This is a genomic window from Mesorhizobium sp. CCNWLY176, from assembly GCF_037153935.1.
GTDB classification, from domain to species: domain Bacteria; phylum Pseudomonadota; class Alphaproteobacteria; order Rhizobiales; family Rhizobiaceae; genus Mesorhizobium_M; species Mesorhizobium_M zhangyense.
The window spans coordinates 66223-86445 of the sequence record NZ_JBBBDZ010000009.1 but is presented as its reverse complement, the minus strand read 5'-3'; the positions used below and the strand labels follow the sequence as shown (position 1 = coordinate 86445).

Annotated in this window: 19 protein-coding genes; 11 read left to right on the top strand and 8 right to left on the bottom strand. The window is 61.5% G+C overall.

Going from position 1 to position 20223, the window contains the following annotated elements; all coding sequences use genetic code 11:
- Positions 1–44: 44 nt before the first annotated feature.
- The 4 genes from WBQ96_RS16370 to WBQ96_RS16355 are packed head-to-tail and all read right to left on the bottom strand — an operon-like array spanning position 45 to position 2710.
- Positions 45–251, bottom strand: a complete 207-nt coding sequence (locus tag WBQ96_RS16370) for an MbtH family protein (protein ID WP_336552020.1) — start codon at positions 249–251, stop codon at positions 45–47.
- 24 nt (positions 252–275) lie between these two features.
- Positions 276–584, bottom strand: a complete 309-nt coding sequence (locus WBQ96_RS16365) for a phosphopantetheine-binding protein (RefSeq protein ID WP_165119487.1) — start codon at positions 582–584, stop codon at positions 276–278.
- A 24-nt stretch (positions 585–608) separates the two neighbouring features.
- Positions 609–1868, bottom strand: coding sequence for an enterobactin transporter EntS (gene entS / locus WBQ96_RS16360; RefSeq protein ID WP_336552021.1), 1260 nt, complete (start codon positions 1866–1868; stop codon positions 609–611).
- Entirely contained in the window at positions 1865–2710 is an 846-nt protein-coding gene (locus tag WBQ96_RS16355) for a thioesterase II family protein (RefSeq protein ID WP_336552163.1), read from the bottom strand. The genes entS and WBQ96_RS16355 overlap by 4 nt, the downstream gene beginning before the upstream one ends.
- A gap of 256 nt (positions 2711–2966) precedes the next feature.
- On the opposite strand from WBQ96_RS16355, the gene WBQ96_RS16350 reads away from it, so the two are divergent.
- The 4 genes from WBQ96_RS16350 (at position 2967) to WBQ96_RS16335 (ending at position 7849) form a co-directional block, all read left to right on the top strand.
- The gene (locus WBQ96_RS16350) at positions 2967–3842 is read left to right on the top strand and encodes a helix-turn-helix transcriptional regulator (RefSeq protein WP_165119484.1); all 876 of its coding nucleotides are present in this window, start codon (positions 2967–2969) and stop codon (positions 3840–3842) included.
- Positions 3843–4443: 601 nt separating this feature from the next.
- The gene (locus WBQ96_RS16345; RefSeq protein WP_336552023.1) at positions 4444–5928 is read left to right on the top strand and encodes a lipopolysaccharide biosynthesis protein; all 1485 of its coding nucleotides are present in this window, start codon (positions 4444–4446) and stop codon (positions 5926–5928) included.
- A gap of 60 nt (positions 5929–5988) precedes the next feature.
- Entirely contained in the window at positions 5989–6996 is a 1008-nt protein-coding gene (locus WBQ96_RS16340; RefSeq protein WP_336552025.1) for a polysaccharide pyruvyl transferase family protein, read from the top strand.
- A gap of 43 nt (positions 6997–7039) precedes the next feature.
- Complete coding sequence (locus WBQ96_RS16335) at positions 7040–7849, top strand: galactosyl transferase (protein ID WP_336552027.1); 810 nt, start codon at positions 7040–7042, stop codon at positions 7847–7849.
- Positions 7850–7886: 37 nt separating this feature from the next.
- Here the strand turns inward: WBQ96_RS16335 and WBQ96_RS16330 are convergent, their stop codons facing one another.
- Positions 7887–8783, bottom strand: coding sequence for a sigma-70 family RNA polymerase sigma factor (locus WBQ96_RS16330; RefSeq protein WP_336552029.1), 897 nt, complete (start codon positions 8781–8783; stop codon positions 7887–7889).
- Positions 8784–9050: 267 nt separating this feature from the next.
- Here WBQ96_RS16330 and WBQ96_RS16325 point away from each other — a divergent pair, with 267 nt between their 5' ends.
- A complete protein-coding gene (locus WBQ96_RS16325; RefSeq protein ID WP_336552031.1) occupies positions 9051–9764 on the top strand; it encodes a DUF1428 domain-containing protein in 714 nt (237 codons plus the stop codon).
- Between the two features lie 59 nt (positions 9765–9823).
- On the opposite strand, the gene WBQ96_RS16320 is transcribed toward WBQ96_RS16325, so the two are convergent.
- From WBQ96_RS16320 to WBQ96_RS16310, 3 genes are all read right to left on the bottom strand, one after another.
- Positions 9824–11296 (bottom strand): calcium-binding protein, encoded by a 1473-nt coding sequence (locus WBQ96_RS16320; protein WP_336552032.1) that lies wholly within the window; start codon positions 11294–11296, stop codon positions 9824–9826.
- 285 nt (positions 11297–11581) lie between these two features.
- A complete protein-coding gene (locus WBQ96_RS16315; RefSeq protein WP_336552166.1) occupies positions 11582–13474 on the bottom strand; it encodes a bifunctional sugar phosphate isomerase/epimerase/4-hydroxyphenylpyruvate dioxygenase family protein in 1893 nt (630 codons plus the stop codon).
- A 97-nt stretch (positions 13475–13571) separates the two neighbouring features.
- A complete protein-coding gene (locus WBQ96_RS16310; protein ID WP_442920843.1) occupies positions 13572–14255 on the bottom strand; it encodes a TetR/AcrR family transcriptional regulator in 684 nt (227 codons plus the stop codon).
- A gap of 160 nt (positions 14256–14415) precedes the next feature.
- On the opposite strand from WBQ96_RS16310, the gene WBQ96_RS16305 reads away from it, so the two are divergent.
- The 6 genes from WBQ96_RS16305 (at position 14416) to WBQ96_RS16280 (ending at position 20184) form a co-directional block, all read left to right on the top strand.
- Positions 14416–15333, top strand: a complete 918-nt coding sequence (locus tag WBQ96_RS16305; protein WP_442920844.1) for a shikimate dehydrogenase — start codon at positions 14416–14418, stop codon at positions 15331–15333.
- Positions 15330–16217 carry an SMP-30/gluconolactonase/LRE family protein gene (locus WBQ96_RS16300; protein WP_336552034.1) on the top strand — a complete coding sequence of 296 codons (888 nt, stop codon included), beginning with the start codon at positions 15330–15332 and terminating at the stop codon, positions 16215–16217. Before WBQ96_RS16305 ends, WBQ96_RS16300 begins: the two co-directional genes overlap by 4 nt.
- A 26-nt stretch (positions 16218–16243) precedes the next feature.
- Entirely contained in the window at positions 16244–17227 is a 984-nt protein-coding gene (locus WBQ96_RS16295; protein WP_165119475.1) for a sialic acid TRAP transporter substrate-binding protein SiaP, read from the top strand.
- Positions 17228–17267: 40 nt separating this feature from the next.
- Entirely contained in the window at positions 17268–18254 is a 987-nt protein-coding gene (locus WBQ96_RS16290) for a sialic acid TRAP transporter substrate-binding protein SiaP (RefSeq protein WP_336552037.1), read from the top strand.
- 179 nt (positions 18255–18433) lie between these two features.
- A complete protein-coding gene (locus tag WBQ96_RS16285) occupies positions 18434–18886 on the top strand; it encodes a TRAP transporter small permease (protein WP_336552172.1) in 453 nt (150 codons plus the stop codon).
- The gene (locus WBQ96_RS16280; protein WP_336552039.1) at positions 18883–20184 is read left to right on the top strand and encodes a TRAP transporter large permease; all 1302 of its coding nucleotides are present in this window, start codon (positions 18883–18885) and stop codon (positions 20182–20184) included. Before WBQ96_RS16285 ends, WBQ96_RS16280 begins: the two co-directional genes overlap by 4 nt.
- Positions 20185–20223 lie beyond the last annotated feature (39 nt).

Below are 20223 nucleotides of genomic sequence, written 5' to 3'. Positions count from 1 at the left end.
ACAAGTCCCTTGGTTCCGCACCGGGCAGAGCGGGTGCGTGCACCTCACGCCGCAATGGGGCTGAGGTCGGTCCACACGCTTGCGATATGAGCGAGGCAGGCCTCGCGGTCCTGTGGACCGAACACCACGCTCCAGCCTGCCGGCACACCGGCGAAGGCAGGCCACAGGCTGTACTGTCCGGCCCCGTTGAGCAGCGCCAGAAAGCGATGCCGCTCATCGTCGAAAGGGTTCACATTGAGATCATCGGTCACGGTGTTGCCTCCTCGATTGACCGATTAAGCTACCAGGGCCGTGGCCGAGCTTTTCTGCCGCAGCAGCTCCCACATGCCATCGATGGTCGGGCGCCGGGCAAGCTCGACGAAGTTCACCTCGATATCTGCCTGCTTCCATTCGGCCACGAGCTGCATGGCGGCGATGGAGTTGAGGCCGAAATCCATGAGATTGTCATCGTCGGCCGGCTCATCATCGAGGAAACGCATGACCTGTTGCCTGAGCATCTCTTTCGAAAGGGATGCATGCGTCACCGGATCATTTGAAAGCATCCTGGCCTCCTGATGTTTCAGTCGCCGCTGCGCGGCCTTCATGTGAAGATGTCGAAGAACGGAGCGTCATGAGCTGGCTCCTTCAAGGCCTGCGCGCAGATCGATCAGCCCCGCCGGACGCATCGCGCGGAACAGCAAGGCCAGAAGCAGGCCCAATGCCAGAGCCGTCACGCCGAGCAGGAGAATGCTCTGCGCCGGCAAAAACACATTGGCGAGCGCACCAATGGCCAGAGCGCCGACAATGTCGCCCAGCGTATCCTGCGCTGCCCACAGGCTGTTCACGCGCCCGAGATAGCTGTCGGGCGTGTGCGCCTGGATCATGGTGTATTGCAGGAGAGAGGCGATGGCGGTCGCATAGCCGTAGACGGCAAGGGCCGGAAGCGCGAAGTAGATGTGGCCACCCGCCCCGAGTGCCACGACGCACCCAAAAGCCAGCATGCACATGCCGAGCATGACCAGATCTGGTCGTTCGAGATTGCGCGCCCAGCCGCTCAGCACGGCACCCGCGGTCGCGCCGATCGGCACGGCCGAATACATCAATCCGGTCTCGAAGGCGCCGCCGCCAAAGGGGCCGGAGGCGAGCGCCGGAAACAGGATCCTGATCGAACTCGTCAGCGTCAGCAGCGTGCCGATCGCAAAGATGCCAAGCAGCAGACGCTGCCGGAAGAGGAAGACAAAAGCCTGCGCCAGCATGCGCAGCGGATGCTCGATCTCGTGTCGTTCAGGCACCATCCGCGGCAGGCTGAGCAGCGTCAGAACCGTCAGCAACGTGCCCACCGCAGCTATGCCGTAATTCCAGGTGAGGCCAACCCACGCTATGATCATCCCGCCCAATGCGGGTGAGACGATGCTGGCGAACCGTCCCGTCATCATGCCGAGCGCGCCCGCCTGCATGAGATTCTCACGGCCGACGATATGCGGCATTGCCGCCATGAGCGCGGAAACACCCAGCGCGCCGAAGAAGCCGTCCCAGAAGGCGAGCGCACAAATCGCGACCACCGAAGGAGAGTCGAACGCGCTGTTGACGGCCAGGGCGACGAAGCCGAGGCCGCAGATGCTGCGGGCAAACAGGATCAAACGCCGGCGGTCGTAGAGATCGGCCAGCACGCCGCCGAGAAGCAGCCCTGCAAACATTCCCGCGCCATCGAGTGCTGCCACGATGCCGACCTGAAAGCTCGACCCTGTGATCCCGTAGACCTGGATCGGGACGCTGACCGCAAGCATGCCGAGCCCCATCAGCGAAATGGTCCGTGCCAGAAGGACGTGCCGGAAATTGGCGTTGGTCCTGAGCAGCGATATGTCGACGAAAAGGCGAGACATCGTCATGGCCGGGCTCCGCCTGAAGCCTGTCGAAGCTCCGGCTGTGTGAGAGCCGGAACGATCCGTCGCGGCCTCGTCCGGGGCAGTTCGAGACCGGCTGCGTCCAGAAGCATGCCAAGCACGGCATCGCTATGCCTGTTCAGATAGAAGTGTCCGCCTGAAAATACGCGTCGCGTGAATTTGCCACTCGTTTCCTTTTTCCAGTCATCAAGCCACTCGACCGGGCAGTCCCGGTCCTCGCTGCCACCCATTGCCGTCATGGGCATCGCCAAAGGGGATCGCGGCTTGTAGCGCCAGGTGCCAAGTGCCATCAGATCGGCCCGCAAGGCCGGTATGATCGAAGCCATAAGCCGTTCGTCGGCCATTGCCTCCTCGCTCATCCCATCAAGACGGCGGACGAGTGCGCGCAAGTCCTCCTCGCCGAGTTCGGAACAGGCATCGCCTCGATCGTCACCCGGCGCGCCCCGCGCCGAGACGAAGAGATGCGGCGGCGGATTCAGGCCCCGTTCGGACAGAAGATGCGCCACCTCGAAAGCAACGAGCGCGCCAAAGCTGTGGCCGAAGAACACGACGTTGCCGTGATCGAGAAGCGGAGCGATCGCACGGGCCGCACCCTCGACGAGCAGGCTGAAATCCACGAGCGCGGGCTCGGATGCACGCGAGCAGCGCCCCGGATACTGGACCGCAACGAGATCGGCGGCATCACCTACACGCCAGGCCCAGCGGGCGAAATAGGCAGCGCTTCCCCCACCGAACGGAAAGCAGACGATACGAGCTTCAGGTTCGACGACGTCACGGAAACGGACAAGCCAGGGGCTATCGACGAACCGCTCGCTCAACTCGGACATGGTGGCCACAGCGTTTCCTATAAGTCTGACGCGCCTATCCAGACGGTGGCGGCGCAAGGGTGGGAGACACGCCGATCGCGCCTGCTCGGCCCTGCAACACAGGGACATTTAAACTTGATATTTTTCCTCATATATAGGAAGGACGGTTTCACGTCGACCGAAGCGGGCTACGCCAGAACGGCAAATAGCTACGCACAAACGGCGAGGGGAACTGCCGGCAGTTAGACAATCTGGATTTCTGATTGGGACCGATCTTATGCAGCACGTGGCACTGAAGCCCGAGATTCCGCATCAGCTGTTTGTTGGCAGCGTCGATAGCGTGCCCACCTGCACGACCGATTCCAGGACCTACGAGATCTGGCCGAAGCTTCTCCTGATGGTGCTGATGCAGGGCGTCCAGCACTTCGTGGTCGACGGCATGCCATTTCACATCGACGCCGGTCAGGATGAAGGAGCCGCCCCGCTGGTGTTCATGCTCAACGTCGCTCGCCGTTCGACTTTGCGGTTCATTCATGACCACGACGCCCCGATCCGCAAGGCGATGATTTCCGCCCCGCGGCCCTGGCTGGACTGGCTGATGCAAACGCAGACGCAAGGATCGACGACGCTCAACCGCTTCCTGTCCGAGCACCTCGCACAGTTTCGCTACGTCCCATGCCGTCATGTGACGACCCTTGCCGAACAGCTGATAAATCCGCCGCCGTCAATGCAGGGTGAGATTCGAACGCTTTACCGCAGTTCGCGCGGCCTCGACATATTGTCGTCCTCGTGGGCGACGCTTCTCGATCACCGGGAACATCGCGAGAAGCCCGGCCTCATGAGTCTTCGCCAGAGCGAGCGCGTCCGGGACTACATTGTCGACAATCTCGATGACGTGCTGACGATCGACAGGATTGCGCGGGATGTCGGAGCAAGCGTCTCTTCCGTGCAACGGCATTTCAAGGAGCATTTCGGGCTGACGGTCTTTGAATTCATCCGTGCAAGGCGGCTTGAACGCGCCAGCGATGCGCTGCAGCGCGACGGCATCTCGATCGCGCAGGCAGCCCATCTCGCCGGCTATGCCAACTCCGCGCACTTCACCACTGCCTTCAAAAGGACCTATGGCGTTCTGCCGAGCCACCGACGCAGATAAAGTGGCAGAATTGTGCGCTGCGAGCGGAACATCTGGCAGATCCTGTCTCGAATTCTGTTCTGAACGAGATTGAGACAATCGGACGCGGCTCGACCCGAAATGTCAGGTCAATTTTCGCGGTTCCCACTTCCGACGCACGCATAATTCCCGGCTTCGGCGCGCTTATCCGGGATAGGCGGCCTGCAATGCCGCCATGTTTTCAACTACATGCGGACCCATCGCCTGAAACACTTTAGCCGCTATCAGAACCGCCACGACACGCCTCGCTCTGCGGGATCGACAAGCCGCGACACGCCGATCGCAGCCCCGCTTCACCCTCTGTGGGCCGATCGAAAAACGCCTGAAATCAAGCGTGATCGCTCGCCTATTGCAGTGCAGCATAGCCGCATTTAAATTGCGACGGTCTCGGTCGGCTGCGTGATCGGCAAGCACCATCAGCTGAATACAAGAGCCTCCGACGCGCGGATTGCCGCCGCGTTCAATCCTGATTGGAGTACGGTTTGATACCGGCGGACATCGCTTTCACGACTGTCGATCAGAACAGGATCAATCGATTTAAGATCGGATTCGTGGTGCGCGCAATCAGGACTAACTTCGCCATATGACGAGCATCACCGGTCGGCTAATCAAGGGAAGCATGTGGCTGAGCCTGTCCCGCGCGATCGTGAACGGGCTGGCGACGCTGAGCACTTTCGTGCTGGCGTGGAACCTGACGCCTTCCGATTTCGGCGTCGTCGCGCTGGGCACGACGATGCTGCTGATCGTCAGCACCGTCACCGAATTATCGCTCACCGAAGCGCTCATCCGCCACAAGGCGCCCGACGAATCGCATTTCAGCGCCGCGTGGACGCTCAACGCCACGCGCGGATTGCTGCTTTGCCTGCTGTTTGCGGTCTGCGCCTATCCGGCGTCGGTCCTGTTCGAAGAGCCGAGGCTTACCGGCGTCATGCTCGCGCTTGGCCTGAGCATGTTCATGGGCGGCCTGATCAATCCGCGCCGGATCCTGCTTCAGCGCGACCTGATCTTCTGGCAGGAATTTGTACTCTCAGTCTCGCAGAAGTTCACAGGCTTCATCGCCGCAGTTGCAATCGCGATGATCTATCACAGCTATTGGGCGCTGGTGATCGGGACGCTGGTGACACAGGCGACGAACGTCATCGTCTCCTATCTCGTGCTGCCGTTCCGGCCGAGGGTCACCTTTCAGCATATGCGGGAGTTCTTTTCCTTCTCCGCGTGGCTCACGGCCGGCCAGATCGTCAATACGCTCAACTGGCGTTTTGATTACCTGCTGGTCGGCAAGATGCTAGGCGGCACGGCGCTCGGCTATTACTCGGTCGGCAGCAACCTCGCCATGATGCCGACGCGCGAAGCGACCGCACCGCTGACGCAGACGATCTATCCCGGCTTCTCCAGCATCAGCCACGATCCGCCGCGCCTCGCCGCCGCCTATCAGCGCGTGCAGGCGCTGGTCGCCGCAATCGCGCTTCCCGCCGGCATCGGCGTCGCGGTGGTCGCCGATCCGCTTGTCAGGCTCGCGCTGGGCGAGAAATGGGTGCCGATCGTATTCGTCATCCAGTCGCTCGCCTCGGTCTTCGCGCTCCAGACGCTGGGCTCTCTGGTGCAGCCGCTGGGCATGGCCAAGGGCGAGACGCGCCTGCTGTTCATCCGCGACACGCAGATGCTGCTGGTCCGGGTTCCGATCATGGTCATCGGCCTGCTGCTCTACGGACTTCCGGGCATCGTCATCGGCCGCGTGTTCACCGGCCTGTTCAACGCGCTCGTCAACATGATCCTCGTCAAACGCTTCATCGGCGTCACGGTGCTGAAACAACTCTCGGCGAATGTGCGCGCGCTTGCGAGCGTCGTGGTGATGGCGGCAGGTGTTACGCTCGCCGCGCGCTATCTGGGCCACACCGCCGACAAGATGATGCTCGTGCAGCAACTGGCGCTCCTGGTGACGCTGGGGGGCGCTTTGTATTGCGGGTCGAGCCTGCTGCTCTGGATATTGATGAAGCGACCAGCCGGCCCCGAGATGGAGATCCAAAAGATCCTTGGCAAAATCCTGTCGAAAGTTCGCCCCGCTTGAAGGCTACGCTGCAATTTCCCGCCGCATGCACGGCTTGCACGCCAGATGGAGAATGAGAAAATGAGCTCGAAATCAAATCTGGTCCTGATCGCCGAATTGCAGGACATGATCCACGATTGCCTGAAGGACTATGTCTCCGGCAACGAGCCGGTGGCGATGGTCGATTTCCCCGACTACAAGAATGTCGGCGATTCCGCGATCTGGCTGGGTCAGATGGCCTATCTTTCATCCCGGTTCGACAAGGCGCCCACCTACATATCGTCGCTGCAGGATCACTCGCACGAGAAGCTGAACGAAGCGGCCCCGTCCGGGCCGATCCTCATCACCGGTGGAGGCACGTTCGGCGACATCTGGTCGGGACATCAGGAGCTTCGCGAGAGCATCCTGGAGCGCTTTCCCAGCCGTCTGGTCGTGCAATTGCCGCAGTCCATTCATTACAAGTCGCAAGACCACGCCGATCGGATGGCGCGGGCAATCGCAAAGCACAAGAATTTCGTGCTGCTCGTGCGCGACGAGGAATCAAAGGCGTTCGCCGAAAAGCATTTCGATTGCCGCGTGCATCTCTGCCCGGACATGGCGTTCGGCATCGGCCCGATCCAGCCGCTGGCCGCAACCGAATTTCCAGTGCTGGCGATGTTGCGGGCGGATCAGGAAAAGGCCTCGAATTACGATTTTGCCGCCTATCCCGATGTCCCGGTGGAGGACTGGATCAGCGAATCCCGCACCCCGGTGCGCATCGCCAAGGCGCTTGGTGCGGCGAAGGCGGTCGTTTCGCTGGATCCCGAGCGGATCCGCGGCGCCAAGCTCAACGCTGCCGCACACAACCGCTTCCGCCGCGGCATCCGGCAGATTTCGCGCGGGCAGGCCATCGTCACCGACCGCCTGCATGTCCACATCTGCGCGCTGCTGCTCGGCCGGCCGCATGCCGTCCTCGACAACAGCTACGGCAAGGTGCGGCGGTTCATGAACGCCTTCTCGGGCGGGACGGACCTGTCCTACAAGGCGGAATCGCTCGACGACGGGATCGCCTGGGCGCGCAGTCAGGCCGGCCTCGGAGCCGCCGCATGATGCCGTGCGTCATGCGAACAGATATCCGCGGAGGTGAAATACGATGACCACGGTCACCTTCATCATTCCCGTCCGCCATCAGGACAATGCCCGCGACTGGAGCCTTCTCAAGGCGAACCTTACCCAGACCATGGCCTCGATCTCGAACCAGACCAATGGAGATTGGCGCGGCATCATAGTGGCGAATGAGGGCGCCGATCTGCCCGATTTGCCGGAGCGCTTCGAGGTGGAGCGCGTGACGTTTCCGCCAAACAACCTGCACGAAATCGACAAGGCCGACATCGAGGCTGTCTACGATGCCTTCCGCGCCGACAAGGGACGCCGGGTGCTGATGGGCATGCTGCGCGCGCGCGACAGCCGCTTCTTCATGATCGTCGACGACGACGATTTCGTGAATGCCGGCATCGTCCAATATGCGTCGCAAAATCCCGATGCGAACGGATGGGCGATCGACCGCGGCTATATCTGGGACGATGGCGGCAAACTTCTGCTTGGATATGACGAGTTCAACCATCTCTGCGGGACGTCGCTGATCGTCCGCTCGGATCTCTATGGCCTGCCGGAAAGCTTCGAGGAAGCCTCGCTCGACTGGATCAAGACGATGCTGGGCAGCCATGTCCGCATCGCCGACATCCTCGCGCAGCGCGGCACGCCATTGGGGACGCTGCCGTTCCGTGGCGCCGTCTACCGCGTCGCCCATGCGGGTTCGCACAGCAAGGCGCCCGGCATCCTGGTCAAATATTTCCTGAGCTGGGAAGCGCTCAAGCGGCCCCGGCGCCTGCTGCGCAACCTGGGCAAGCTCCGGCTGGTCAACGAGATCGCCAAACGCGAATTTTTCGGCCAGCGAATTTAGCGCTAAGGCGCATGACTACACCGCTCAGACGCTTGGCTCAGCCGTCAAGCGGCTGGATATCCGCGTCGGCCAGAACATAGGTCGCGTAGCGGAAATCGCGGATGTTGGCGACGTTCTCGCCAAGCCATTCGAGCAGCATGAAACCGCGCACGCCGGCATCCGGCGCCTGCGGATCGCGGATGAGGATGGCCGGCCGGCCATCGACGAAGCCGAGCGACAGGGCCCAGTCGTCGGCGCGGCTGTAATTGCCATAATAGTTCGACACCTGCGCCTTGCCGCGCATGCGGGTGCGATTGACGACTTCAAGCTGGATATCCTCGCCGACGAGCGCCCGCACCGCGTCGAAGTCGCGTGCGTTGAACAGATCGACGTAACGGCGAAGACGCCGCTCGTCGTCGGCGTCCAGCGTCGGCTTGACGATCTCTTCGGGCTCCTGCGCCAGCAGGCGAAGCTGCGCCCGCCCGCGATGCAATGCCGCCTTCGTGGCGGCAAGCGTTGCCCCGGTCGCCTCGCAGGCTTCATGCAGGCTGAGGCCGAGCACATCGACGAGGATCACCGCGCTGCGCTGCTGCACGGAGAGATGCATGAAAGTGCGAAGGCCGATCTGGGCGACATGCCGGCTGTCGGCGGCACTGGTCGGGTCCTCGATCATGGATATGTCGGCCTCGCTCATGCGCGATCTTTCCCGGGTGCGTCGGCGCAGATAATCATGGGCGGCATTGTGGGCGACGCGAAACAGCCACTGCTCGGGCTGCTCGACCGTAACATTGCCGTCGAATGCCTGGAGCGCCTTCGCAAGCGCTTCCTGCACCACGTCCTCGCCGTCGATCACGGAACCCGCCATGCGGGCGCAGTAGCGATGCAGTCTCGGGCGGAGGTCGACCAGCATGGCCTCGAAAGCCGGCCGGTCCAGTTTCTGCGTTGCTGAGTTCATTGCGTCCCGTGGTATTTCCGATTTTTCTGCAATTTACCCGGCCCGGGTCGGAACCCTAGGTTGTCGGTTTCGTCCCTGCAAGCATGTGGCAGTTGCCCACGCCTCCTGTGGGAGCGTTCTCCTGATGGTTGGCCTACCAATAAGACGCCGGAGGCCCGCAAAAAGATTCTCATGCGCCTGAGAATCTTTTTGGCCATTCGCATCGTCTTTCACGTGAAGGGGCCTGCGAGCACAGGAAAACCGCTTCGAACAACGAGGAGAGACAAAATGGCTTATATCGAAGGACGCGTTGCTGCGGTGCCCGCCGCAAACAAGGAAGCCTACCGCAAGCACGCTGCGGACGCCGCCGCTATCTTCAGGGAATATGGCGCAACCCGCGTCGTCGAGACATGGGGCGACGACGTCCCCGACGGCACGATCACCGACTTCAAGGGCGCGGTGAAGGCAAAGCCGGGCGAGATCATCGTCTTTGCCTGGCATGAATATCCTTCGAAGGAAGTGGCCGACGCCGCAAACGAGAAATTCATGAGCGACCCGCGCATGAAAGAACTCGGCGCAACGATGCCCTATGACGGAAAGCGTATGATCTTCGGTGGCTTCACCTCGGTCCTCGACAAGAATGCCAAGGGCAAGATGGGCTATGTCGACGGCTCTCTGGTGCCGGTTCCCGCAGGCAACAAGGCCGCCTATCACGAGCTGTCGGTCAAGCTCATTCCGGTGCTGATGGAACATGGTGCAACGCGCGTCGTCGACACCTGGGAGGACAATGTCCCCGACGGAAAGGTCACCGACTACAAGGGCGCAGTGAAGGCCACAGGCGACGAAAAGGTCGTCTATTCCTGGATCGAATGGCCGTCGAAGGAAGTCCGCGACGCAGGCTGGGGAAAGGTGATCGCCGACCCGCGCATGTATGCGGATGCAGAGCCCTACGACAACAAGCGCCGGGTCCATGGCGGCTTCACGCCGCTCATCGACGCCTGACGCATGCCGCCGATATCCCACTCGCAATTCGATTGCGAGTGGGAGCTTCCCAGGCAGGATCAGACGATGAAGAACTCGCCGGCACTCAGGACCAGCCCCGGCGTGAGCGTCGCGAACTGCACCGGGGCGGCGCCACCAAGGCCGTCCTTGTCGAAACGCAGAAAGCCGCTCATCGGATCGTACATGATGCGATCGGTGGAATCCTGCGCAGTCGGGCCTATGCGGAAAGCACCGGCGGTCAACCAGCCGGCCGGCAAACCGGTGAAGATACTGTTCTCAAGCTGGATGGTGTCGCTTGCCGCGCTGTAATCAGTGATCTTGTCGATGTTGGTCGAGCCCAGCGGCGCATTGAACAGGAACGCATCGCTGCCCGTACCACCGACCAAGGTATCCTTGCCGGCACCACCGACGAGGAGATCGTTGCCGGCACCGCCGCGAAGCGTGTTGCTGCCGCTATTGCCGATGATCGTGTTGTTGAGGCTGTTGCCGTTTCCGGAAACACTGGCCGTGCCCACGAACTCCAGCCGCTCGACATTGGCGCCCAATGTCCAGTCGATATAGGAGCGCACGGTGTCCGTGCCTGCGCCCACCGCTTCGATCACCCGATCCCCAGTCGACGAGACGATATAAATATCGTTGCCCGTGCCGCCATACATGGTGTCATTGCCGCCACCGCCATCGAGAAGATCATGACCGGCGCCACCGTCCAGCAGGTCGTTGCCCACCTCGCCATAGACCGCGTCATTGCCGTCGCCGCCATATCCGGCGTCATCGCCACCGCCGAGATAGAGCCGGTCGTTGCCGCCACCGCCGGAAAACTTGTTGTCGTTGTAACCGAAGGCGATCGTGCCCTTCACAGTGTCGGTGATGATGTCTGCAAAGGCAGAGCCCGTCACGTCAGAAAACCCTTTTATCTTATCGCCCTGAGCGTGCCCGCCGACGCCGGTAGTCTGTGTGCCATGGGTTATATTGATCGTGACGGCTGCATTCGACGAAGCGTAGGAAACCGTATCGCCGGCATCGCTGCCGCCGAACAGGACATCCGCGCCGGCACCGCCTTCAATCGTATCGATGCCTGAATCTCCGTTGATGGTGTCGGCACCATCATCGCCATAGAGCCGGTCATTGCCCGCTCCGCCGCCGACGGAATCGTTGCCGGTGCCGCCATAAACCGTGTCGTTCCCGTCGCCGGCCGAAATCACGTCATTGCCACCCGGACCGGTGCGCGCCGCGTCGCCATAGATGACGTTGGCGAACTGGTTGCCCTGTATGTCATCGCCGCCATTGCTGCCGCGGGCATTTTCGATGATGCCGTTTATGGTGAGCGATATGCTGGTGTTGTCAGGTGTTGGATTGGGAAAGAACCTGCCGTGCGCCGACGGCGAAGGTGACGTTGTCCAGTCGAGCCGAATGCTGGGGCGCTGGGAGTAGGTTCCCGTTATGCGGATCTCGTCGATACCCGTCCCGTCGTCGTTGATGACCACGCCGGAACTCGATCCCAGTGAATTGACGATGTAGATGTTGTTGGCCATGCCTCGTCTCCGCCAGGCGACCCCGCAATCACGGGCACCGCCAATGGGTTGCTGCGACTGGACGACACTGCACAGAGCGTGATTGCGGCGGGGTTCTCATCCCGGCACCAAAACAGGGCTCTGCGCAAACATATCCGTTCGCGATCAAAGCCCAGGCCGGATGAACTGCCCCCAAAGGCCCACGTACTTCTGAGCACGGACAGATTGCATGGCGCGCGCAATGCCCGCAAGAGGATACACGCCCTGTGCGCTACCCCTTTTGACTTAAGCGACAGCCGCCTGCGCTCAGACCCGGGGCATTCCCCTTGGCCGCATATGCCGTTTCTGCGCGGCAATGCGGAAGGGAGCGTTGGCCGCGCCATAGCCCTTGTAGCCGCCGCGCCGCTCGACGATCTCGAAGATGAAGCCCTCGCCCCAGGTCGGCGCATAGAGCTGGAAATACTCGCCATGCTCGTCACGGTCGTAGAGCATGTTCTCCTCGCGCAGGCGGTCAGCAAGCTCGGGCTCCAGACCGAAGCGGGCCTCGACGTCGTCATAGTAGTTGGGCGAGATGGCAAGCGTGGCAAAGCCGTTCGCCTTCAGCGCGGCGGCCGTGGCAAAAATATCGTCGGTCGCAAAAGCCAGATGCTGGGTGCTCGAGCCGAAACTCTCGGCGATGAAATGGCCGGCAAGCGTGCGCCGGTTTTCCGCTCCGTTGAGGGTCAGCCGCAGCGAACCGTCGTCGTTTTCGATGACCTGGCTGCGCACAATGCCAGCCGGGTCGATGACATCGACCATCGGCGTCTTCCGCGTCCGGAAAATAGAGGTGTAGAACAAAAGCCAGGTCAGCATTTCGTCGTGGTCCATCGTCTGGCCGACGTGATCGATCTGCCGCAAGCCGACCGGACGCGCGGGAGCGGGATCTTCAGTTGGAACGAACTCGACTTCCCACACCCGCGCCAGTTCCGACGTGCGGTCGACAAAGTGAACCACGCTGCCGCCGACACCACGAATGGCGGGCAGCGTCAGTTCACCAGGCCCGACCGCCTGTTCAAACGGTTCGGCACCCAGCGCCCGGGCGCGCGACACTGCTGCTTGCGCATCTTCCACACCCAGCCCGATGGCACAGACCGAGGTGCCATGCACGGTAAAGGAGGAATGGGCAAAACTCTCCCGCTCGGTGTTGATGACCAGATTGATGCCGCCCTGCCGGTAGAGTGTCACGTTTTTGGAAACATGCTGGCCCTCCTTGCGGAAGCCGAGCGCACCAAACATCGTCGCCAGTCTCGCCGCATCGGTCTCGTCGGCGGCAAACTCGACGAACTCCACGCCGTGAACGCCGACCCGGTCGGGAATGTCCGGCGTGGCGAGCGCAATGTCTGGCTCCTCGCGCCGCACCTGGTCCATCAGATAGACGAGCGAGCGGTGGCCGTCGACGGAGATCGACTTTGCCGAGCCACCGCGGAACTGGTCGTTGAATATCTCCAGCGAGAGGTAGCCGTCGTAACCCGTTGCGGCGACCGCGCGCATAAAATCCTTGACCGGCAGGTCGCCCTCGCCCGGCATGTTGCGGAAATGGCGGCTCCAATAGAGCAGGTCCATGTCGATGGCCGGTGCATCGGCGAGCTGAACGATGAAGATCTTGTCCTTCGGGATCGAACGAATCGAGTTGACGTCGATCTTGCGCGCGAGCGTGTGGAAGGAATCGAGAATGATACCGATGTTGGGATGGTCGGCGCGACGCACGATCTCCCAGGCGTCGCGATGGTCACTGACATGCCGGCCCCAGGCGAGCGCCTCATAGCCGACGCGCAGCCCCCGCTTTGCGGCCCGCTCCCCAAGCTCAAAGAAATCCGCCGCCGCCCGGTCGATGCCGCCGAGCGAAACCGGCGAGACGCTAGAGCAGACCAGCATCAGGTCCGTGCCCAGTTCCTGCATGACGTCGAACTTGCGCTCGGCCCGGTCAAAGGCGCGGCCGCGCTGCGGCTCGGGAAGGCCCTCGAAATCGCGGAACGGCTGGAACAGCGTTATCTCCAGCCCGGCATCGCGCACCATACTGCCGACATCGCGCGGCGAGCCGTCGAAGGCCAGAAAATCGTTCTCGAAGATTTCGATGCCGTCAAAACCCGCCGCGGCAATCGCTGCCAGCTTCTCACCGAAATCGCCCGATATCGATACCGTCGCTATCGACGTCTTCATCATGCAAGGTCTCCACATAAAAGTACGAACCAGTTCGTCTAGAGCAACACCTGCTTAAATGCATCCTGTTGCGAAGCGAAACCAGGCTGAGCCACCGTCACTCCCCGAGGTTTTCGCTGCGGGTCACGAAGCGGACGACCATTTCGACGGAATTGCAGCGCAGCCTTTCAAGCTGGTCTTCAGCGCCGAAGTCGCGGCCGAAAATCTTCGAGAAGGTGGCCCGGTTCGAAACGTTGAAGAAGCAGAGCGCACTCACCTGCCAGTGCAGTTCGACAGGATCAATGCCCTCTCGGAAAACCCCTTCCCTGACGCCCCTGGCATAGATGCGGGCGATATGGTCGATCGCCGTGACGTTCAGATCGCGAATCATCTCGGAGCGATCGAGATACTGGCCGTGATGAATGTTCTCGATCATCACCATGCGGATGAATTCCTCGTGCCGGTGATGATGGTCGAAGGTGAATTCCACGAGCCGGCTGAGAGCCGCGATCGGCGGCAAGCCTTCAATGTCCAGCTTGGCCTCACCTTCGCGAACGAGCCGGTAGGCGTTTTCGAGCGCGCTGAGATATAGCCCCTCCTTGTCGCCGAAATAATAATAGATCATCCGCTTGCTGGAACGGGTGCGGGCCGCGATCTCGTCGACCCGGGCGCCGGAAAGCCCGTTCAGAGCGAACTCCTCCGAGGCGATCTCCAATATGTTGCGCTTCGTTCCCTCCGGGTCCTGCGCGCGCGTCGGAGACCCATCCGCCTTGCGCCGCCTCTTGCCGCTTTCCATGCTCATGTCGTCATCCATCCCGCCGCCTGCCTGATCGGCAATTGACTAAACTAACCAGATCGTACATTGTGTCCAAAATCAAGCGAAGCCATTTACCGGCGACGCTCGGTCAAACACAAGAGCGGCAGACAGCCGCTTCGACTGTATGGCCCTGGGGAGGGATCGAGTGCACGTTTCTGGCGACAGGATCATCGACATGCTGCGCGCATTGACCGCACATCAGGCCGAGCGCCTCGATGCCGGGCAAGCCGCGATCGTGATCGGCCTGATCGGGCGCGGCATCCAGTCTTCCCGCTCGCCGGTCATGCACGAGCGTGAAGGCGCGCGGCTCGGCATGCGTTACACCTATGCACTCGTCGACTTCGACAAGCTCGGCCTGCCGGATTCGGTGCTGGGCGATATCGTCGAGGGATTGGAGAAGCTGGGCTTTGCCGGTTTCAACGTCACCCATCCCTTCAAGCAGAGCATCATCCCCCATCTCACCGGCCTCGCCGACGAAGCCTCGGCGATCGGCGCCGTCAACACTGTCGTGCTGAAGGACGGCGCGCGGACGGGCCACAACACCGATTGCTGGGGTTTTGCCGAAAGCTTTCGCGACACGATGGCGGCATGCCCGCTGGACCGCGTCGTCCAGTTCGGAGCGGGCGGCGCTGGAGCCGCAGTTTCCTACGCGCTGATGGAGCTTGGCGTTGCCGATCTCGCCATCATCGACAGCGATCGCGAGCGGGCAGAGCGCCTTTCGGCGCGGATGGCGTCTCGATTCGGGCAGCGTGCCCACGCTTCGGCGGATGTCGAACACAGCCTTTCGCGTGCCGCCGGCATCGTCAACACGACGCCGGTGGGCATGGCGAAATATCCGGGAATTCCTTTTGCCGCAGACCTGCTTTCGACCCGTCATTGGGTCGCGGAAATCATCTATTTTCCACAGGAGACCGAATTGCTGCGACGCGCCCGTATGCTTGGCTGCCGCACGCTGGCGGGTACCGGCATGGCCGTCTATCAGGCCGTGCGCGCCTTCGAACTGTTCACCGGCGTAGCGCCCGACCGCGCGGCGATGGTCGGCCACTTCGAGGCGGCCGCATGAACGCTTTCGCCCAGACCAGCCACATCGAAAGCGTTGTGCAGAATCACGACCAGCTTGGCGAGACGCCGCTGTGGTGCGAGCGGACGCAGAAGCTCTGGTGGGTCGATATCGAACAGCCCAGGCTGCAGTCTTTCGATCCGGCCACCGGCGCGCATCGTGTCATCGAGATGCCCGGCACCTATCTCGGTTCGCAAGCGTTGACGGTTTCCGGAGCGCGGATGGTCGCCATCGATCTCGAACTGCAGCTGTTCGATACAGAGACCGGAACGGCGACTCCCTTCGCCGTTGTGGAACACGGCGTCGACAATCGCCTCAACGACGGCCGTGTCGACCAGCGCGGACGCCTGTGGATCGGCACGATGGACAACCAGCTCCACCGGCCGAACGGCAGCCTCTACCGGGTCGACCCGAACGGCACGGTCAAGAAAATGGCCGGCGACATCATCGTCAGCAACGGCATCGCCTTTTCGCCGGATGGCACGACGCTCTATTTCACCGACACGCGGCGATACATCAGTTGGGCCTTCGATCTCGACCTCGACGATGGCGCAATCACCAACCGGCGCGTCTTTGCCGATTATTCCGCGACAGGCGACCGGCCCGACGGCGCCTGCATCGATGTCGACGGTTGCCTCTGGACCGCATTCTTCGCCGGCGGCCGCATCGTCCGCTATCGGCCCGACGGCGCCATCGATCGCCAGATCGCGCTTCCGGTCACCAATCCGACCTGCCTCTGCTTCGGCGGGAAAGAGCTCAAGACACTTTACGTCACCAGCGCCACGAAATTCCTGACGCCCGAGCAGCGGGCGGCGGAACCGTTGGCGGGATCATTGTTTGCGATCGAAGGTATCGGCCAGGGGCTGCCGGAGAATCGCTTCGGATAATTCGACTATTTGGGAGGGGAATACGAATGCCTGCAACTATCACCAGAAGAGCGCTGATCGCCGGCGCGGCCTGTCTCGGTCTCTTGACCGCATCAGCTGCCGCCGAGCCGATGAAACTGCGCTTCGCCGATTCCACCACCGCGGATGCGCCGCGCTCGGTCGCGCTGGTAGACATCTTCGCCAAGCAACTTGGCGACGGGTTCAAGTTTGAGCCCTATTTCGGCTCGACGCTCTACAAGCAGGGCACGGAAATCGTCGCCGTCCAGCGCGGCAATCTCGAAATGGCGCTCATGCCGCCCTCCGATTTCGCCAAGCAGGTTCCAGCCTTCAGCATCCTGACCGCCGCCTATCTCGTGCGCGATGCACAGCACATGAAAGCGATCTTCGACAGCGACGTCGGCGAAGAACTCAAGAAGATGGCGCGCGAAGAGATGGGCGTCGTGGTGCTGGCGCCGGCCTATTACGGTACGCGCCACGTCAATCTGCGCGGCGACAAGAAAATCAACGTCCCGGCAGATCTCGCCGGCGTGAAATTGCGCATGCCGGGTGGCGAGTCCTGGCAGTTCCTGGGCGAATCCATCGGCGCCAACCCGACCGCGATGGACTATGCCGAAGTCTATACCGGCCTGCAGACCGGGGCGATCGACGCACAGGACAATCCGCTTCCCAACGACAAGCTGATGAAGTTCTACGAGGTCACCAACCAGATCGTGCTGACCGGGCACAATGTCGGCTTCGGCCTGCTGCTCATCAACGCCAAGCTGTTCGATTCACTGACGCCGGAACAGCAGAAGACGATGCAGGAGGCCGCAAACGCCGCCTTCGCCTCGAGCGACGCCGAATATGTGAAGCAGGAGAGCGAGCTCGTCGAATTCTTCAAGGCTCATGGGCTCGATGTCTACACGCCGGACGTCGAGGCGTTCCGCGCTTACTCGAACAAGAAATATCTGGAATCGCCGCTCTCCAAGGACTGGCCGGAAGGCATGCTGGAGCGGATCAACAAACTGTAGTGCCTACGAAATTCAACGTGATTGCAACTGGGAGGAAAGCATGACCATGAAATCCACACGCCGCCAATTCCTGATTGGAACCGGCCTTCTCACCACAGCGGCCGCCTTCCCGGCGTTCGCACAGGACAAGCCGAAATTGCGCTTTTCGGCAGTCTTCTCGGAACAGGATATCCGCGCCAACATGATGAAGACTTTCGCCGAGGAGATCGGCGGAGACTTCACCTTTGAGGGCTATTATGGCGGCACGCTGTTCAAGCAGGGCACCGAACTCGTAGCGCTCCAGCGCGGCAATCTGGAAATGGGTAACATCGCGCCGCAGGATGTCGCAAACCAGATTCCTGCCTGGTCGATCCTGACTTCGGCCTATCTGTTCCGCGATGCGGCCCATCTGAAAACCTTCTTTGCCAGCGAACTCGGCACCGAGATGAAGAAGATGGTGCTGGACCAGCTCGGACTGCACGTTCTGGGGCCTACCTATTTTGGTGCGCGCCAGGTCGGCCTCGTCCCGAAGAAGAAGATCAACACGCCGGCCGACATGGCCGGCATCAAGCTGCGCATGCCGGGAGGCGATGCCTGGCAGTTCCTCGGGCGCTCGCTCGGCGCAAACCCGACGCCGATGGCCTATGCAGAGGTCTATACGGGCCTTCAGACGGGTGCGATCGACGGCCAGGACAATCCGCTTCCAAACGTTCAGAACATGAAGTTCTACGAAGTCATGTCGCAGATCGTGCTGACCTCGCATCTCGTTGGCTTCGACCTGCTCGTGGTCTCGGACAAGGTCTGGAAAGAAATGTCGCCCGAACAGCAGGCGAAATTCCAGGCTGCGGCCGACAAGGCCATCGACTGGAGCGCTGCCGAGCACCTCAAGCAGGAGGAGACGCTGCTGGCGTCCTTCAAGGAAAAGGGGCTCGACATCTACACGCCGGATATCGATGCCTTCCGCAGCAATGCGCAGAAGATGTATCTTGAGTCCGACCTGGCCAAGAGCTGGCCGAAAGGCATGGTCGAGAAGATCAACGCGCTCTAGGCACTGCTTGCTGCCCGTCCCGAAACATGGCGGGGCGGGCAGCGCTTCGGCTCGACTTCAGGCCGCAGACGTGGCCGGCGCGGGGCGTAAAATTCTGGAAAGGGGGCCTCGTGGCCAGATTGTTTTCTACCGACACTTTTGAATGGCTGCGGGCACGGGCCGAGAACATCGCATCGGCGATGCTGGCCGTCATGTTCGCGGCCTTCATGCTGCAGATCGTGTTCCGCTACGTACTCAACCTCTCCATCGGCTGGACGCATGAGATCAGCGTCGTCTTGTGGATATGGCTGGTCCTGTTCGGCAGCGCTTTCGTCGTGCGCGAACGCGAGGAAATCCGCTTCGACCTCATCTATGGTGCGGTCGGCGACAACACGCGCCGGATCATGGCCATTATCACGGCCGCAGCGCTCATCGTGCTCTTCGGCGTCTCGCTTCCCGCCGTCATCGACTATGTCGGCTTCATGAAGGTGGAGCACACCGCCTATCTGAAAATCCGCTTCGACTATCTCTATTCGATCTACGTCGTTTTCGCTGTTGCGATGATCGTCCGCTATCTCTGGATCGGCTGGCAGGCCATCCGCGGACACGCTCCTGAAGCGTTCGACCCAACCAAGGCGAGTTCAGGCGTATGAACCTTACCAGCCCTTTTTCCATATCGATCGTCGTCATCACTGTACTCGCCTTCCTCGGCCTGCCGATCGGGCTGGCGATGATTTCCGGCTCGATCCTCTATCTCTACATGGCCGGCCTCGACATGGGCACCGCCGCCGAGCAGTTCCTGAATGGCATGTATTCGAACTACGTCATCCTCGCCGTGCCGCTGTTCATTCTGGCAGCCGAAATCATGAACAGCGGCTCAATGACCGAGCGGCTTCTGCGCTTCTGCAACGTACTCGTCGGCCGCTTCCGCGGCGGCCTTGCCCAGGTCAATATCGTGCAGAGCATTATCTTTGCCGGCATGTCGGGCTCGGCCATCGCCGATGCCGCCGGCAGCGGGCGCATGATGCAGAACATGATGACGCGCGAGGGCCGCTATACCCCCAGCTATGCAGCTGCGCTGACGGCTGTGACGGCCGTGGTCGGCCCGATCATCCCGCCGTCGATCCCGCTGGTGATCTATGCTCTCGTGTCGGATGCATCCATCGGATACCTGTTCCTCGGTGGCCTCGTGCCGGGCCTTCTGATGTCCTTCATGCAAATGGGACAGGTGGCCTGGACCGCGCGGCGCAACAATTTCCCGGTCGAGGAAGCGGTGCCGATGCGCGACATCCCGCTCATCACATGGCGCGCGCTGCCGGCTCTGTTCATGCCGATCCTGCTACTTGGCTGCATCTACACAGGCATCACCACGCCTACCGAAGCAGCCGCACTTGCAGCCTTCTACGCGCTCGTCATCTCGGTCTTGTTTTACCGAAGCCTGACGTTTCGCGAAGGCTACAACGCGCTGCTCGTCAGCACCAAGACCAGCGCTTCCATAGGCATGCTCATCGCCGGTTCGCTCGTCTTCAACTATGTCGTGACGGTCGAGAACATTCCCGACAGCCTGCGCGTCATCCTGACTGCCTGGGATCTGACCCCAGTCCAGTTCCTGCTTCTGGTCAACGTCATCCTGCTGCTGCTGGGCTGTGTGCTCGAAGGCACGGCGATCCTGCTCATCATCGTGCCGGTTTTCATTCCGACCGCGCAGGCGCTCGGCATCGACATGGTGCATTTCGGCGTGATGGTAGTGGTCAACATCATGCTCGGGCTGGTGACGCCACCCTATGGCCTGCTGCTCTTCATCATGACCAATATTTCGGGCGCGCCGATCAAGGACATCATCCGCGACTGCCTGCCATTCCTGTTCTGGATGGTGGTGTGCCTCGGGCTGATCACCTTCATTCCCGACCTCGTGCTGTGGCTGCCGCGCATGGCCGGTTACGCCGGCTGAAACATCGCGGGAGGCCGGCAACGGCCTCCCCTCGCCAAG